This is a genomic window from Streptomyces fulvoviolaceus (genome assembly GCF_000718165.1).
GTDB lineage: Bacteria > Actinomycetota > Actinomycetes > Streptomycetales > Streptomycetaceae > Streptomyces > Streptomyces fulvoviolaceus.
In genome coordinates, this window is sequence record NZ_JOEY01000002.1 from 379962 (window position 1) to 395684 (window position 15723).

The following is a 15723-nucleotide window of genomic DNA, read 5'->3' on the forward strand; positions in this document are numbered from 1 at the left end:
GCACCGCCGCCAGGAACCGCACAGCACGTACGGCTCCGCAGACCGGAGAACCCGATGGAATCCACACAGATAACCGACACTCCGCCCCCCACTCCCCAGCCCGTCTCGGCCGAGCAGAAGCGCGCGGCCCGTGGCGCCACCCGACCCGGTGACCGGATCTTCCTCGGCCTCTCCCGCGGGTCGGGCATCTTCCTGCTGGTGATCATGGCCGCGATCGCGGTCTTCCTCACCTACCGCGCGTCCCTCGCGATCAGCAAGGACGACGCCAACTTCCTCACCACCTTCGAGTGGAACACCGGCCTCGTCCCGCCGAAGTTCGGCATCGCCGTTCTGGCCTTCGGCACGGTCGTCTCCTCGATCGTCGCCATGGTCATCGCGGTCCCGATCGCGGTGGCCATCGCGCTGTTCCTCACGCACTACGCCCCGCGGAAGCTCAGCGGCCCCATCTCGTACGTGATCGACCTGCTCGCCGCCGTGCCGTCCATCGTGTACGGCCTGTGGGGCGCCCTGATCCTCGTACCGCACATGAACGGCCTCTTCGGCTGGCTGGACACCTACCTCGGCTGGACCGGCATCTTCTCCTGGCAGGGCGGAGCGCCCCGCTCGATGCTCACGGTCGGCATCCTGCTCGCGATCATGATCCTGCCGATCGTGACCAACGTGAGCCGCGAGGTCTTCCGCCAGGCCCCGCAGATGATCGAAGAGGCGGCCCTGGCCCTCGGCGCCACGCGCTGGGAGGTCATCCGCATGGCGGTGCTGCCCTTCGGCCGCTCCGGCGTGATCTCCGCCTCGATGCTCGGCCTCGGCCGTGCGCTCGGCGAGACGATGGCCGTGGCCACCGTGCTCTCCCCCACCTTCGACATCCAGTCCAGCCTGCTCGACCCGGGCGGCGGCACCTTCGCCCAGAACATCGCCAGCAAGTTCGGCGAGGCGACGGAGTTCGGCCGTGACGCGCTGATCGCCTCCGGTCTGGTCCTGTTCGTCATCACCCTGCTGGTCAACGGCGCGGCTCGCATGATCATCGCCCGCCGCAAGGAGTACTCGGGGGCCAACGCATGAGCCACGCAGCCATCGCCGACAAGCCCGCCAGCACGCTGCGCGGCGCCAGCCTCCCCAAGTGGTCGCCGTACGCCATCGCCGCCGGCTCCCTCGCCGTCGCCGTCGGCATCGGCCTGGCCGCCGGTCTCGACAGCAAGGTCCAGTGGGGCCTGATCGCCGCGATCCTCTTCCTCCTCGGTACGTTCGGCATCGCCGCCCGCGTCGAGGGCCGCCGTCAGGCCAAGGACCGCATCGCGACCTCGCTCGTCTGGGTCTCCTTCCTGCTCGCCGTGGTGCCGCTGGTCTCCCTGGTCTGGGTGACCGTGGCCCGGGGCGTAAAAGTCCTGGACGTCTACTTCCTGACCCACTCCATGGGTGTCGTCGCCGACACCGAGCCGGGCGGCGGCATCTACGCCGCCATCCTCGGCAGCCTGGAGCAGGTCGGCCTCGCCACGGTGATCGCCGCGCCCATCGGCGTGCTCACCGCGGTCTACCTGGTGGAGTACGGGCGCGGAAACCTCTCCCGGGCCATCACCTTCTTCGTCGACGTGATGACCGGTATCCCGTCGATCGTCGCGGGCCTGTTCATCCTCAGCCTGATGTTGATGCTCGACATGGAGCCCTTCGGCTTCGCCGGCTCGATGGCCCTGGCCATCCTGATGATGCCGGTCGTGGTCCGCTCCACCGAGGAGATGCTCAAGCTCGTCCCGAACGAGCTGCGCGAGGCGAGTCTGGCCCTCGGCATCCCGAAGTGGCGCACCATCCTGAAGGTGGTCCTGCCGACCTCGATCGGCGGCATCACGACGGGCATCATGCTGGCGATCGCCCGTATCGCGGGCGAGACGGCTCCCGTCCTGCTCCTGGTCTGGGGCAACCCGTTCATCAACGCCAACCCCTTCGAGGGTGCGCAGGCGTCGCTGCCGCTGTACATCTACCAGCAGTACGCGAACAGCGCGGGCTCGGGTGCGGCCTACGACCGGGCATGGGCGGCATCGCTCACGCTGATCGCCTTCGTGATGATCCTGAACCTGGTGGCCCGCGGCATCGCCCGCTGGAAGGCCCCGAAGACCGGTCGCTGACGCGGCCATCGGCGACTGAATCCGGAAGTGAAGTAGAGACATGGCCAAGCGAATCGACGTAAGCGGTCTGACCGCCTACTACAGCGCCCACAAGGCGATCGAAGACATCTCGATGACGGTCGAGCCCCGCTCGGTGACGGCCTTCATCGGCCCGTCCGGCTGCGGCAAGTCGACGTTCCTGCGCACGCTGAACCGTATGCACGAGGTCACCCCCGGCGGCCGCGTCGAGGGCAAGGTCCTCCTGGACGACGAGGACCTCTACGGCCAGGGCATCGACCCGGTGTCGGTCCGCCGCGAGGTCGGCATGGTCTTCCAGCGCCCGAACCCCTTCCCCACGATGTCGATCTTCGACAACGTGGCGGCCGGCCTCCGCCTGAACGGCAGCTACAAGAAGGCCGAGCTGGCGGACGTGGTCGAGAAGTCCCTCAAGGGCGCGAACCTCTGGAACGAGGTGAAGGACCGCCTGAACAAGCCGGGTTCCGGCCTCTCGGGCGGCCAGCAGCAGCGCCTGTGCATCGCGAGGGCGATCGCGGTGCAGCCCAAGGTCCTCCTCATGGACGAACCGTGCTCAGCGCTCGACCCCATCTCCACCCTCGCCATCGAGGACCTGATCGGCGAGCTGAAGGAACGCTTCACGATCGTCATCGTGACGCACAACATGCAGCAGGCGGCGCGTGTCTCGGACCGCACGGCCTTCTTCAACCTCGCCGCCGTCGGCCAGCCCGGCAAGCTGATCGAGATCGACGACACGGAGCGCATCTTCTCCAACCCGTCGGTCCAGGCCACGGAGGACTACATCTCGGGCCGCTTCGGCTGAGCCCCCAGACCCCTCGCGGTGCTGCATGGCGGTGCCACCGCGAGGCCGAGAAGGGCCCGCCCCTGCACAAGGGGCGGGCCCGTTGGCGTATGGGGGGGCGCACCTGTCCAACGCCGACCGACCTCTCAGCCCGCCCGGCGTCAGAGGACGAGCACGGCCATCCCGATCCCTCACAGCGCCGCACCTTTTCAACGACAGCCGGCATCTCTCAGCCTGTCCGGCGTTCGCTTCCCAGCGCCGTTCACGGCAACTTCCAGCCCGTCCGGCGTTTGAGGACGAGGCCGTCCAGGCCGAAGGAGGGTCTGGGGGCACAGCCCCCAGCGGGGTCGAAGGGGCGGAGCCCCTGGTGATGGGACGGGTAGGGGCGGCGGGGGCGAGCTGCGTCCGTCAGCGGCTCCGCCGCGAGGCAACCCCCAGCCCAGCCCTACAGAAACGCCAGATTCACGATCCAGAACGAGCACGCGGCTACGATCGCCGCCGCCGGCATCGTGATGAACCAGCCCAGGATGATGTTCTTGGCGACACCCCACCGCACGGCGTTCACGCGCTTGGTCGCACCGACACCCATGATCGCGGAGGTGATGACATGGGTGGTGGAGATCGGCGCCTTGAACAGAAACGCCGTAGTGAACATGATCGACGCACCGGTCGTCTCCGCAGCGAACCCCTGAGGCGGATCCAACTCAATGATCTTCCGCCCCAGCGTCCGCATGATGCGCCACCCACCCGCATACGTCCCCAGCGACAACATCACGGCACAGACGATCTTCACCCACACCGGAATCGGATCGCCGTAGTCCTCGACATCGGCGATGACCAGCGCCATCACCACAATGCCCATGGTCTTCTGCGCATCCTGCAGACCATGCCCGAGCGCCATCCCCGCCGCAGAAACGGTCTGCGCGATCCGAAACCCGCGCTTCGCCTTGTGCGGATTGGCCCGCCGGAAGATCCACATGATCGCCGTCATCACCAGATAACCGGCGAGCAGACCCACCACCGGCGAGATGAACATGGGGATGACGACCTTCTCGAGCACCCCGGACCAGTACACGGTCGTACCACCCGCGAGCGCGGCCCCCACCATGCCGCCGAAAAGCGCATGGGACGAAGAAGACGGCAGCCCGAAGTACCACGTCACGAGATTCCAGGTGATCGCCCCGACCAGAGCGGCAAAGAGGATCCCCATCCCCTTGGACCCCTCGGGCGTCTCGATCAGCCCCTCGCTCACGGTCTTGGCAACCCCGGACCCCAGAAAAGCACCGGCGAGATTCATGACCGCGGCCATCGCCAACGCCGCCCGAGGCGTCAGAGCGCGCGTGGAAACCGACGTGGCGATCGCGTTCGCCGAATCGTGAAAGCCGTTGGTGTACGTGAATCCGAGCGCGACCCCGATGGTCACGATCAACGCAAAGGTGTCCATGAAGAGTTCAGGACTCCTTGACGGCGATGGTCTCCACCGTGTTCGCCACGTGCTCGAACGCGTCGGCCGCTTCCTCCAGCACGTCCACGATCTGCTTGAGCTTCAGCACCTCGATGGCCTCGTACTTGCCGTTGAACAGCATGGCCAGCAGCTTCCGGTGGATCTGGTCGGCCTGGTTCTCCAGCCGGTTGACCTCGATCCAGTACTCCGTCAGATTGTCCATCGTCCGAAGGTTCGGCATGGCCTCCGCGGTCAGCTCGGCAGCCCGCGCCAGCACCTCGATCTGCTGCTCGACGCCCTTCGGCAGTTCCTCCACGTTGTAGAGGACGACCAGATCGACGGCCTCCTCCATGAAGTCCATGATGTCGTCGAGGGAGGACGCGAGGTTGTAGATGTCCTCGCGGTCGAAGGGCGTGATGAACGAGGAGTTCAGCTGATGGAAGATCGCGTGGGTGGCGTCGTCACCGGCGTGTTCAGCAGCCCGCATACGCTCTGCGATCTCGGCCCGGCCGGCGGTGTCCGCCCCGAGCAGTTCCATCAGGAGCTTCGAGCCCGTGACGATGTTGTCCGCGGAGGCGGCGAACATGTCGTAGAAGCTCGTCTCCCTGGGGGTCAGACGAAAGCGCACAAGGGGTCCTCGGGGTGCATCGGTTTCGGTCAGGCTGATGCTAAGTGCATCATCCGGCCACGGCTAATGGGCCGTCCCCCAGTGTCGCCCATCAGGCAGAGTGGTCGGCACGGGGGCCTTCCGCAGGCCCTATACCCGGCAAAGTTCGGTACGATATACCCAGTAGGGGTATATGTCTGCAGTCCTTGGAAGGCGCGGTGGATGCGATGACGACCACAGAGGCCGGCACGACGGCGTCCTCCGAGAACACCACGAACACGGCGACCGCCACGCACGGTTACCACAAGCAGAAGGACGAGCACCTCAAGCGCCTGCGCCGTATCGAGGGCCAGGTCCGCGGCCTCCAGCGCATGGTCGACGAGGACGTCTACTGCATCGACATACTCACGCAGGTGTCCGCCTCCACCAAGGCCCTGCAGTCCTTCGCCCTGCAGCTCCTGGAGGAACACCTGCGCCACTGCGTCGCCGACGCGGCCCTCGAGGGCGGTGCCGAGGTCGACGCGAAGGTGGAGGAAGCGACGAAGGCGATCGGCCGCCTGCTGCGGACGTGAGTCACCCGGCCTTTCGACGGAACGGGACGCCCCGGCTCATCAGCCGGAGGCGTCCGCGCGTTCCTTGGCCACTTTCAGCACCTCGTCGATGCTCTCCAGGCTGAGCCGGTCCTCGTCGGCGGCCGACGCCGCGATGATCAGCTCTCCGCACAGTTCGATCTCGGCGAGGGCCACGTGGTCCTGAACTGCCGTACCGCCGACCGGAGCCACGTGCGTCACCTCTTCTCTGCCGTTACCGACTTCCTAGAGTAGGGAGCGGCCTACACACCGCGCATGGCACGGACGGGCTAGTTCTTGACGCCCGTCACGGCCCCTCACCCCTCGGCGATCTTGCCGGCGTAGATGTCCTGATCCTTCGGCAGGCGTACGTCCGTGGCCACCCCGAAGTCGTACAGCAGCGTCGTCGAGGCGACCGCGACGGTCCCTTTCTGCTGCCCGTTGACGAAGCTGAACCGGTGCCTGACCTTGCGGATCCGGCCGTCGTCGTCGAGGTACACGTCGAACGGCACCCGGGCGGTGGCGAACCCTTTCGCCGCGGCGGCCAGGGGCCCCTTGTTCGCGGCGGAGGCGCCCTGAGCCGCCACCCGCAGATCCGCGACCCCCCGGTAGTGCCGCACCGCGGCCCCCGCGACCTCGGTCCTCCCCACATACGTCGCCGTCCGCGCCCCCCGCAGCACCTCGGCGGCGAGGAACGGATCGGTGACCCCGCCGGTGACGAGATTCCCGTCCGTCAGAGTCCCCGTATCGACCCGCACCCACTTGTCGGCGGGCACCCCGGCCCCCCGGTTCTTCATGAACAGGGCGCCGGGCGCGAGCAGTTCGGTAATCGGCCGATGCTCGCTCTGCCCCGCCGGATCCTGCGGCAGCAGCACCTTCAACTGCCCCATCCGCACGCGGTAGTCGTACACACCCTCGCCCCGGATGGTGACCCGGGTCCCGCCGGTGGCCATCTCCATGGAGGTACGGGCCTTGGAACTCCCCGCGCTCACCAGCGCGTCGGCGGCCTGGTGGAGGACCTCGACGGCATCTCCACCGGCCCGGGCATCGGCGGAACCGCCCTCGCCCTGGGCGCACCCGCTCACCCCCACCAGACCCACACAGGCTGCGACCACCGCCCCACCCGCACGCCTCAGCCGCCGCCGCTCCGCCATCGCCTGCCTACCCCCAGCCGGTACGTCCGTCACGGGCCCCCTGTCGTTCCGGTTAACGACGGGTAGGTGGGGCCGTCACGCATACCGGCCCTTTACGAAGCCTGGGTAACGTTGTCGGCGTGGCACAGCAGGACAGGACTCCCCCACCCCTGAACCATCCGGAACACCGAACGACAACGGTCGAACAAGGCCGCTTCTGCTCGGCCCGCTGCACCTGCGGCTGGCGCGGGCCGGCAAGAAGAGCGAGAAGTATGGCGAGGGCGGACGCGGAAGGACATACGTCCTAGCCCGGTAGCTGCCGTAGCTGCCGTAGCTGCGGGGCTATCGCTCCCGACCCAAAGAAGCGGCACCCCGCAACGCCGGGCTGCGCACCCACCCCCAACCCCGTGCACCATGGAACCCACGGCCCCAACACCCCGTCTCGTTGCACAGAAGCCAACGACGGGCTGACGGAAGGCACGGAGACATGGAACGGCGCACATTCATCGGCGGCGGCGCAGCCGCGCTCGCGGCAGTCGCCACCGCCTGCAAGGGCGGCGACTCCGCCGACGCGGCGCAGAGCAACACCGCCACGAAGACGTCCGCCTCCTCCCGCGCCCCCGGCACCACCATCGCCGCCCCCGCGAACTGGTCCGCCCTCGCCCGCGACCTGGACGGCACCCTGATCCGCCCCGGCGACGCCGACTGGCAGGCGGCCCACCAGCTCTACAACACCCGCTTCGACGCACTGAAGCCGGCAGCGGTCGCCTACGTCTCGAGCACGGACGACATCCGTACGGCCCTCTCCTACGCCCGCGCCCACGACATCCACGTGGCGATCCGCAACGGCGGCCACTCCTACGGCGGCTGGTCGTCCGGCGACAACCGCCTGATCGTCGACGTCTCGAAGCTCAACCGCGTCCGCACCGGCAACGGCACGGCAGTGGTGGGCGCCGGCGCCAAACTGATCGACGTCTACCGCGCACTCACGGCGAAGGGTGTGACGATCCCCGCGGGCTCCTGCCCGACCGTCGGCGTCTCGGGCCTCACCCTCGGCGGCGGCCACGGAGTCGTGTCGAGGGCCTACGGCCTGACCTGCGACAGCCTCACCCAGGCCACCCTGATCACGGCGGACGGCAAGCAGCTCACCGCGAACGCCACGGAGAACACGGACCTCTTCTGGGCCCTGCGCGGCGCCGGCAACGGCAACTTCGGCGTCGTGACGGAACTGCACTTCAAGACCCACCCCGCTCCCCAGGCCGTATCGGCGTACATGAGCTGGCCATGGGCGAAGGCGGCCGCGGTCGTGAGGGCCTGGCAGGAGTGGGGCCCGACCCAGCCCGACGAGATCTGGTCGTCCCTGCACCTGTCGAACCACGCGAACGGCACCCCGACGGTCTCGGTCGCCGCCTTCTCCCTCGGCACGTACGGCGAACTCCAGAACGCGATCGACCGCCTCGCCGACCGGGTCGGCTCCCCGGCGAGCAGTGTCTCCCTCAAGCGCCGCTCGTACGAGGAGTCGATGGAGGTCTACGCGGGCTGCTCCTCCTACTCCACCGACGCCCAGTGCCACCTGCCGGGCTCGACCCCCGGCCGCTCCCCGCAGGGCGCGCTGAACCGCGAGACGTACGCCGCGAAGTCGGACTTCTTCGACCGCTCGATCTCGGCGGCCGGAATCCAGACGATGCTGAAGCAGGTGCAGGGCGTCCGCGGCGGCTCCGGCGACATCGCGCTGACCGCCCTCGGCGGAGCGGTCAACCGCGTCTCCCCCACGGCGACGGCCTTCGTCCACCGCCGCTCCCGCATGCTGGCCCAGTACATCGCGGCCTGGCGGTCGGGCACGTCGGGCGCCGCGTCCCAGTCCTGGCTGACGGGAGCCCACGACGCGATGAAGCCGTACGCTTCGGGCGCGGCCTACCAGAACTACGCGGACCCGACGCTGAAGGACTGGCGGAAGGCGTACTACGGCGATGCGGCGACCCGCCTGACAAAGCTGAAGAACCAGTACGACCCGAACCGCTTCTTCACGTACCCCCAGGCGCTGTAGCGGGTCATTCCAAGCGGACTTGGGGGCCGCGCCCGAAGGGGCGCGGGGAACTGCGCGACCAGCCCCCACCGGCCCGCGGACAAACAAGCCGCACAACCAGCGGAGCGCCTACGCAGCGAGATCCCGCTCCTCGGCGGCGCTCTCCGTCCGCGCCTCCGGAATCAGCGCGTCCTGTCCGTCCCCCGTGCCCCGCCCTCGCGCGCGGATCAGCCACGCCCCCTTCGGAGACCGCTCGACGGCCTTCATGACGGGGGTGAGGAGGGCCATGGCAAGGGGAGACAGCAGCAGCGCGACAGCCGTCCCCAGCGCGAACCCACCGACGACATCCGTCGGATAGTGCACCCCCATGTAGACCCGGCAGAACCCTTCGAGCAGGGCGAGCACGATCCCGAAGAGCCCGAACTTCCGGCTGGCGACGAAGAGTCCGACGGCCATGGCCATGGTGATGGTGGCGTGGTCGCTCACGAACGAGTAGTCGGTCTTGCCGTCGACGAGCACGTCGAGCCCCTCATGCGTGAGGAAGGGCCGGGGCCGCTCGACGAAGCCCCTTATGGGCACGTTGACGAGCACGGCGATGCCGGCGGCGAGCGGCGCCCAGACCAGCGCGGCCACGGACGGGGCGGCATCCTGCCCACCACGCCGCCGCACGGACCACCAGCACGCGAGGACGAGCAGCACCATGGCGAGCAGGATCCCGTACTCACCGACGTACTCCATGACCCGGTCGAACCACTGCGGTGCGTCCTTGGCCAGGCCGTTGATGTCGTAGAGCAGGTCGACGTCAGGGTTCGACCCGGATGCGGCGAGTCCAGCCATGGTGCTGTGGCCCCTTCGTCGTCATTTTCCCGGCGTACTTGTGCGCACGCCGCTGCTGCCACCCCCGTGGTGTGTAGATCCGCTTCCGCTCGGCTACGTCTCCAGGAACGCACGGCCCCCGTTATTACGTTCCACACTCCACTGAATGATCACTCAGACGTTATCGAAGAGAGACACATCACTGCAGCTCAGGGGGTAGGTTCCACCCTCGGTCACACCGTCGTGGGGAGCGCTTTCGCGCCATCTTCGGTGACCCGGGTGGCGCCGAAGTAGTCAGCGGTGTCGATCGGGTCGAACCGGATCACAGCACCCGTTCTCGGCGCGTCGATCATGTACCCACCGCCCACATAAATCCCGACATGGTGGATGGCCCGTGAGTTGGTGAGGTCCTCCGAGAAGAACACGAGATCGCCGGGCAGCAGCTCACTCCTGGCCGGATGCGGCCCCGCGTTGTACTGATCGTTGGCGACCCGAGGAAGCGTGATCCCGACACTCTCGTACGCGGCCTGCGTCAGCCCCGAACAGTCGAACCGCCCGCCCTGCGCGTCGGTACCGGTCCCACCCCAGAGATAGGGCGTACCGAGCTTCTTCTGGGCGTAGTAGATGGCACCGGCGGCTTGTTTGGAGGGGTCGACCCGGGTGGTGGGGGCGGCGAAGCTGTCTTCCAGGGTGCGGATCGTCTTGACGTAGTTCTGGGTCTCGCTGATGGCCGGAACCCCACCCGCCTTTATGACGCGGTACGCGCCCGCGTTGTAGGCGGCGAGCATGTTGTTCGTGGTGTCCCCGGGCACGTCCTTGACGTACTTCGCGAGCTCGCAGTCGTAGGACGCGGCCGACGGAATCGCGTCATTCGGGTCCCAGATGTCGCGGTCGCCGTCCCCGTCGCCGTCGATTCCGTGTGTGGCCCAGGTGCTGGGGATGAACTGGGCGATGCCGCGCGCGTCGGCGTGGCTCGTCACGTCCGGGTCGAACCCGCTCTCCTGGTACAGCTGGGCGGCGAGCAGGGCCGGGTTGATGGCGGAGCACATGTTGCCCCACTTCTGCACGAGGGTCTGATAGGCGGCGGGCACGGACCCTTTCGCCAGGGCCTTGGTCGCTCCGCCCACACCGTTGGCGAGGTTCCCGGCCACGATGTACACCCCGACGACGAGCAGCATGACGAAGCTCAGACCGAGCCCGACCGCCGCACCGCCGACCACCCACACTTTGCGCACGGCTCAACCCTCCCCCATATCGCCGCTGTTCAAGGCTATTTCCGGTGAGAGTGGCGTCATTTCACCGTGAAGCCGGTGCACATGACGCTCGTGTAGTCGTCGGGGGTGCGGATGTGGTGGAACTCCACGGTCCAGTCACCCGGGTCGTTGAGCAGCGGGATGGCTGCTTCCGGCTTGCCCTTGATCCAGGAGTTGAAGTCGTCCGGATAGGTGAGGTACTTCCAGCCCTTCGGATCGCTGCCGCCGTACAGGTCGATGGGCTTGCTCGTGTAGCCGATGTTCGCGTTGTCGCTCAGCAGCCCCGCGATGGGCTTGCCGGTGTCCGGGTCGATGTCGTGCGGCGGCTTGACGCTGACGGTGACGTAGTACGGCTCCTCGGATCCGGTCGCGTCCTCGTCGCGGAACCCGAGCTTCACCTTGTCGTCGAAGGTGAGGTTCTCCGAACTGACGTCCGGACGCTCAGGGTCGGACACGGAGCCCATGAACCCGCCACTCGCCCGCTCCTCCGCAGGCAGTTGGCACTCACGTGTCGCCGAGCTCCACAGCGCACGGTCGATCTTGTCCCCCGCATAGGCGGGAGCATCCTTCGCCGCCTTCGAGGCCGACGGAGTGGGCGACTTGCCACCCCCTTTGGCCGAATCGTCGCCCTCGTCGTCCCCCCGCGACATGAGCGCGAACGTCGTCCCCAGCCCCGCGACAAGCGCCACCACCGCTGCGGCCAACCAGAGCGTGCTACGGCTCCGACGCGCGACCGGCGTAGGCCGGCTCAGCTCAGTGGGCGTGTACCCGTACCCGTACGCCGCCCCGGCCGTAGGCAGATCGTGCGGACCGACCGGCACAGGCGCCGCAGGCGTCTGCGGCGCCACCTCGGCCATAGGAGCAAGCCCCGCGTAGAAGCCGTCCTCGACGAGCGCCGACCGCACCCCACACCGCGCGATCACCTCCCCGAGCCCAGGCCGAGCCGCCGGATCCTTCGCCACGCATGCCTCGACGAGAGCCGCCAACCCCGCTTCCACACCGGCGAGATCGATCGGCTCGTGCACAGCGCGGTAGCTGACCCCCGCGGGCTCACCCATTCCGAACGGCGCCCGCCCGGTCGCCGCGTACGCGAGCGTCGCCCCCAGCGCGAACACGTCCGCCGCCGGTCCCACTTCATTGCGCAACAGCACTTCGGGCGCGGTGAATCCGGGCGTCCCCGGCGCGAACCCGGCCTCGGTGAGCGCCGTCTGGCCCACACCCCGCGCTATCCCGAAGTCGATGAGCTGGGGCCCCTGCGCCGCGAGGATGACGTTCTGCGGCTTGAGGTCCCGGTGCGTGACGCCGTGCGCGTGCACGGCCGCGAGCCCCTCGGCCAGAGCGGCGAACACCCCACGGCACGTCTCGGCGGGCAGCGGCCCCCGCTCCCCCACCGCTTTGCTGAGCGTCGGCCCCGACACATACTCGGTGGCCAGCCAATAGGGCGCCGCCTCCAGCGAGGCGTCGATCAGGTTCGCCGTATACGCGCTCCGCACCGCCCGCACCGTCTCCACCTCCCGCCGGAACCGCGCGAGCGCCTCCGGGTGGTCGGTGATCTCGTCACGGATGACCTTGATCGCGACCAGCCGCCCACCGGGCGACCGAGCCAGATAGACCTGTCCCATACCGCCCGCACCGAGCCGTGCGAGCAAGGTGTACGCGCCTATGTGCGCGGGGTCCCGATCCTTCAGTGCGTCCACCGAACAGACCTTGCCACAAAGATCAGTTCGAGGCGTCCCGGTACAGCGAGGCGGCCTCGGCCCCGAGCACGACGCTGTACGAGATGTCAGCCGTGGCCCCACCCTCCTCATGTCCGCCCAGCACCCCGACGACCTGTCCGTCCCCGTTCACCCACGGACTGCCACTGGTACCGCCGGTGAAGTCGGGGCAGGCGATCCGCTGTTGGGTACGGCTGTGCGCGACCGGCTTGTTGGTGCAGCTGATCGGCACATCACGGGAGGAGGGATACCCGGTGACGGTGACGGCCGTGGCCCCGGTCGCCACCCCGGTCACGAACCGATTCGCCCCTACGACGTCCTCGACTCCCTCCCCGTCCCCCCGCTCGGCGACGGCAGCGAAGGCGACGTCACTGTCCTCGTCCTCCCCCTTGGCCCAGCCGTCGGGCAGATACCGCCGCTCGATCTTCCATCTCCCGTACGGCGCCTTGCCGTTCCGATAGCCGGGCACGAACACGAGGTCGTCGTCCAGGTCTCCGTCCAGGCAGTGCGCCGCCGTGACGATGAGGTCATGGCGCGGGCTGTGCACGACGGACGCCGTACAGAAGTGCCGGCCGCCGACGAACAGAGCCCCCACCCGGGCGGCCTGCGTCGTCGGGGCGGCGACGGTCGTGACACCGAGGGGCCCCGATCCGTCGTCGGCGGCGGCCACGGAGGACGAGCCGACGGCCAGGAGGACGGTGGCGACGTAGAAGGAGAAGTGAGGGGTGCGCTTCATCGGGGATCACCTTGGCCGACAAAGGTGAGAAATGGCTGTGGTCCTCACTCGAAACCGGCGCACTCCGCCCACAACAACTGCCCGTCCTTCGAGGCCCCCAGCTCCCGCAGCACGGAGAGACCGACCGCATCCGCGCCCAGGGCAGGGTTACGGTGGCCATCGGAGCCGCACTCATGAAGGACCCCCACCGTGCCTGACATCCCCTCCGACCTCACCTGGACCCGTGCCGCCCCGCCGGAGGCAACCGGGCCCGGTCCCTGGATCGAGATCGCCTTCGGGGAGGGAGAGGACGGCGACGCCCCCGTCTACCTCCGGGAGACCAGCGACCCCGACAACGTGGTCACCACGAGCCGCCGTAAGTGGGACGCCTTCGTACTCGGCGTACAGGCAGGCGAGTTCGATCACTTCGTCGAAGGGGCGCAGAGTCAGCCGTATGCATAAGAGCCGTGTGTACGCAGTACTGCTGGACACCCCCGAGCCGGAGGCCGCCGCAGCCTTCTGGTCCGCGGCACTCGGCGCACCCGCCCACCCCGTGCCGTCGGAGGAGCAGTTCACGGTGTTGCACGAGGCGCTTCCCGGCCTGGTCACCGCGGTGCAGGCGGTCGACGACACCCCGCGCCTCCACCTGGACATCGAGTCCGACGACGTGGAGGCCGAGACACAGCGGTTGCTGAGCCTCGGCGCGGAACAGGTGGCTCAGTGGCTGGAGTGCCGCGTACTGCGCGCTCCCGGCGGCCACCTGGTGTGCGTGATCCCCGTGCACAGCGACCCGGACCTCTTCGAGTCGCAGGCCCGCACCTGGCCGTGAGCCGCCGCGTTCACCCAGGGGACGCCGATCAGCTGCCGGGCGTCGAAGCGGCAGTCGGAGTCCCGGGCACGGTGACCGTCGGGAAGCCCACGCCCGTCAGCTCCTCCGATACGGTCCACAGCCGCCTCGCCGCGGCCGGGTCACTCGCAGCAGCCGAGCGGCCCACCAAAGTCGGGGCGCCCCGCATCTCGCCGAACCCGTCGGGACCGACGTAACTGGCGCCCGGCAGGTCCTGCGTCGCCGCGTACAGGGTCGGCAGGGAGCCCGCCCTGTCGTCCTGGGCCATGAACCGGTTGCCGATCTTCATGAAGACGCGGGACACCGGGCTCGCCGCGTGGCTCTGGAGGTTGGTGGCCGCGTAACCGGGGTGGGCGGCCGTGGCGCGGACCGGAGAGCCCGACTCCGTGAGGCGGCGCTGGAGTTCCAGCGTGAACAGCAGGTTGGCCAGTTTGGACTGGGCGTAGGCGCCGGTCGGGTTGTAGTTCGCCGCCAGGTTCAGGTCGTCGAAGTTGATGGTGCCGCTGCCGCCCTTGTGCAGACCCGAGGAGACGGTGACCACCCGGTCGGTGATGTGCGGCAGAAGCAGGTTCGTCAGGGCGAAGTGCCCCAGGTGGTTCGTGCCGAACTGCATCTCGAAGCCGTCGCGCGTCCGCTGTTGCGGGAGCATCATCACGCCGGCGTTGTTGAGCAGGAGGTTCAGCGGGCCTTCCCAGGCCGCCGCGAACTCCCGTACGGACGACAGGTCCGCCAGGTCCAGGCGGCGCACCTCCGTGCTGCCGTTCACCGTCCGCGCCGCCGCCTCACCCCGCTTCGGGTCCCGTACGGCGAACACCACGTGGGCGCCCGCTCCGGCCAGCGCGGTCGCGGCGGTCAGACCGATGCCGCTGTTGGCGCCGGTGACGACGGCCGTACGGCCGGTCAGGTCGGGGAGGTGGGTCGCGTTCCATGTGCCCTTGCTCTTGTCAGCCATGCCCCTCAATGTAGGCGTTGCCTACAATGCTGTCAATGACAACAATGATGGCGCCGCCTACATCCGGATACGATGGTGCCCATGCAGTCCGAGAAGTCCGAGCAGACCGCCGAGAAGCCCGCCGCGCAGACCGCGCAGCCCGAGACCCGCCCCTACCACCACGGGGGCCTCCGCTCCGCCCTGCTCGCGAGCGCGGAGCGCACCCTGCGCGAGAAGGGCGTCGGCTCACTGTCGCTGCGCGAACTGGCCCGGGACGTCGGCGTCAGCCACGCCGCCCCCGGCCGGCACTTCAAGGACAAGCAGGCCCTGCTCAACGCCCTGGCGCTCAGCGGGTACGAACGCATGGCCCAGGCCCTGGACGCCGCCGACGACCCCGGCCTTCCGTTCCAGCCCCGCCTCACCGCCCTCGCCCGGGCCTACCTCGGCTTCGCCCTCGACAACGCCGCGCTGCTGGAGCTCATGTACGCCCGCAAGCACGAGCCCGACGCCGCGGAGCAGATGGCGGCCGCCGTCGACCGCACGGTGGGCCATCTGGAGCGAGCCGTCGCGGCCGCCCAGCAGCGCGGCGAGATCATCGACGGCGACCCCGCCCACCTCACCCTCGTCGTGGGCGCCGCCCTGCACGGCCTCGCCTCCTTCACCGCCAACGACATGGTCGCCACCGACGCGGCCATGGCCGCCGTGGAAGAAGTGGTCCAGCACCTGCTCCACGGCCTCAAGCCCCGCTGAGCGA

17 protein-coding genes are annotated in these 15723 nt (G+C 68.7%); 8 read left to right on the forward strand and 9 right to left on the reverse strand.

The window, feature by feature from the left end:
• The first annotated feature begins 54 nt into the window (after nucleotides 1-54).
• From pstC to pstB, 3 genes are read left to right on the forward strand one after another with little or no spacing between them, the layout of a single operon-like run.
• Nucleotides 55-1059: a phosphate ABC transporter permease subunit PstC gene (pstC, locus tag IG08_RS0103715; RefSeq protein WP_030596186.1), complete on the forward strand. Its 1005-nt coding sequence runs from the start codon at nucleotides 55-57 to the stop codon at nucleotides 1057-1059.
• Nucleotides 1056-2117 (forward strand): phosphate ABC transporter permease PstA, encoded by a 1062-nt coding sequence (pstA, locus tag IG08_RS0103720; RefSeq protein ID WP_030596189.1) that lies wholly within the window; start codon nucleotides 1056-1058, stop codon nucleotides 2115-2117. The genes pstC and pstA overlap by 4 nt, the downstream gene beginning before the upstream one ends.
• Before the next feature lie 40 nt (nucleotides 2118-2157).
• Nucleotides 2158-2934: a phosphate ABC transporter ATP-binding protein PstB gene (gene pstB / locus IG08_RS0103725; RefSeq protein ID WP_030596191.1), complete on the forward strand. Its 777-nt coding sequence runs from the start codon at nucleotides 2158-2160 to the stop codon at nucleotides 2932-2934.
• Nucleotides 2935-3358: 424 nt separating this feature from the next.
• Here pstB and IG08_RS0103730 read toward each other — a convergent pair whose 3' ends face one another.
• Together IG08_RS0103730 and IG08_RS0103735 are read right to left on the reverse strand one after the other, a co-directional pair.
• On the reverse strand, nucleotides 3359-4357 hold the full coding sequence (locus tag IG08_RS0103730) for an inorganic phosphate transporter (RefSeq protein ID WP_030596193.1): 999 nt from the start codon (nucleotides 4355-4357) through the stop codon (nucleotides 3359-3361).
• A 7-nt stretch (nucleotides 4358-4364) separates the two neighbouring features.
• Nucleotides 4365-4985: a DUF47 domain-containing protein gene (locus IG08_RS0103735; RefSeq protein WP_030043659.1), complete on the reverse strand. Its 621-nt coding sequence runs from the start codon at nucleotides 4983-4985 to the stop codon at nucleotides 4365-4367.
• Between the two features lie 206 nt (nucleotides 4986-5191).
• Here IG08_RS0103735 and IG08_RS0103740 point away from each other — a divergent pair, with 206 nt between their 5' ends.
• Nucleotides 5192-5536, forward strand: a complete 345-nt coding sequence (locus tag IG08_RS0103740; RefSeq protein WP_030596196.1) for a metal-sensitive transcriptional regulator — start codon at nucleotides 5192-5194, stop codon at nucleotides 5534-5536.
• Nucleotides 5537-5575: 39 nt separating this feature from the next.
• Here the strand turns inward: IG08_RS0103740 and IG08_RS0103745 are convergent, their stop codons facing one another.
• Nucleotides 5576-5755, reverse strand: coding sequence for a hypothetical protein (locus tag IG08_RS0103745; protein ID WP_030596200.1), 180 nt, complete (start codon nucleotides 5753-5755; stop codon nucleotides 5576-5578).
• Nucleotides 5756-5850: 95 nt separating this feature from the next.
• Nucleotides 5851-6687, reverse strand: coding sequence for an SCO4651 family lipoprotein (locus IG08_RS0103750; RefSeq protein WP_030596202.1), 837 nt, complete (start codon nucleotides 6685-6687; stop codon nucleotides 5851-5853).
• Nucleotides 6688-7153: 466 nt separating this feature from the next.
• Here IG08_RS0103750 and IG08_RS0103755 point away from each other — a divergent pair, with 466 nt between their 5' ends.
• Nucleotides 7154-8713 carry an FAD-binding oxidoreductase gene (locus tag IG08_RS0103755; protein WP_030596204.1) on the forward strand — a complete coding sequence of 520 codons (1560 nt, stop codon included), beginning with the start codon at nucleotides 7154-7156 and terminating at the stop codon, nucleotides 8711-8713.
• 108 nt (nucleotides 8714-8821) lie between these two features.
• On the opposite strand, the gene IG08_RS0103760 is transcribed toward IG08_RS0103755, so the two are convergent.
• The 4 genes from IG08_RS0103760 to IG08_RS0103775 all read right to left on the reverse strand — a co-directional run bounded on the left by IG08_RS0103760 (nucleotide 8822) and on the right by IG08_RS0103775 (nucleotide 13212).
• Nucleotides 8822-9529: a phosphatase PAP2 family protein gene (locus IG08_RS0103760; RefSeq protein ID WP_030596212.1), complete on the reverse strand. Its 708-nt coding sequence runs from the start codon at nucleotides 9527-9529 to the stop codon at nucleotides 8822-8824.
• A gap of 212 nt (nucleotides 9530-9741) precedes the next feature.
• Nucleotides 9742-10686, reverse strand: a complete 945-nt coding sequence (locus IG08_RS0103765) for a C40 family peptidase (protein WP_078655437.1) — start codon at nucleotides 10684-10686, stop codon at nucleotides 9742-9744.
• Nucleotides 10687-10799: 113 nt separating this feature from the next.
• Nucleotides 10800-12458, reverse strand: coding sequence for a serine/threonine-protein kinase (locus IG08_RS0103770; RefSeq protein ID WP_030596216.1), 1659 nt, complete (start codon nucleotides 12456-12458; stop codon nucleotides 10800-10802).
• Nucleotides 12459-12480: 22 nt separating this feature from the next.
• Nucleotides 12481-13212, reverse strand: coding sequence for a trypsin-like serine peptidase (locus IG08_RS0103775; protein WP_030596218.1), 732 nt, complete (start codon nucleotides 13210-13212; stop codon nucleotides 12481-12483).
• Between the two features lie 189 nt (nucleotides 13213-13401).
• On the opposite strand from IG08_RS0103775, the gene IG08_RS0103785 reads away from it, so the two are divergent.
• Both IG08_RS0103785 and IG08_RS0103790 read left to right on the forward strand, forming a co-directional pair.
• Entirely contained in the window at nucleotides 13402-13653 is a 252-nt protein-coding gene (locus tag IG08_RS0103785) for a DUF397 domain-containing protein (protein WP_030596220.1), read from the forward strand.
• Nucleotides 13646-14020: a VOC family protein gene (locus IG08_RS0103790; RefSeq protein ID WP_030596223.1), complete on the forward strand. Its 375-nt coding sequence runs from the start codon at nucleotides 13646-13648 to the stop codon at nucleotides 14018-14020. Before IG08_RS0103785 ends, IG08_RS0103790 begins: the two co-directional genes overlap by 8 nt.
• A 28-nt stretch (nucleotides 14021-14048) precedes the next feature.
• Here the strand turns inward: IG08_RS0103790 and IG08_RS0103795 are convergent, their stop codons facing one another.
• A complete protein-coding gene (locus IG08_RS0103795) occupies nucleotides 14049-14990 on the reverse strand; it encodes an oxidoreductase (protein WP_052424470.1) in 942 nt (313 codons plus the stop codon).
• 81 nt (nucleotides 14991-15071) lie between these two features.
• Between IG08_RS0103795 and IG08_RS0103800 the strand changes: the two genes are divergently transcribed.
• A complete protein-coding gene (locus tag IG08_RS0103800) occupies nucleotides 15072-15719 on the forward strand; it encodes a TetR/AcrR family transcriptional regulator (RefSeq protein ID WP_078655429.1) in 648 nt (215 codons plus the stop codon).
• Nucleotides 15720-15723: the final 4 nt, after the last annotated feature.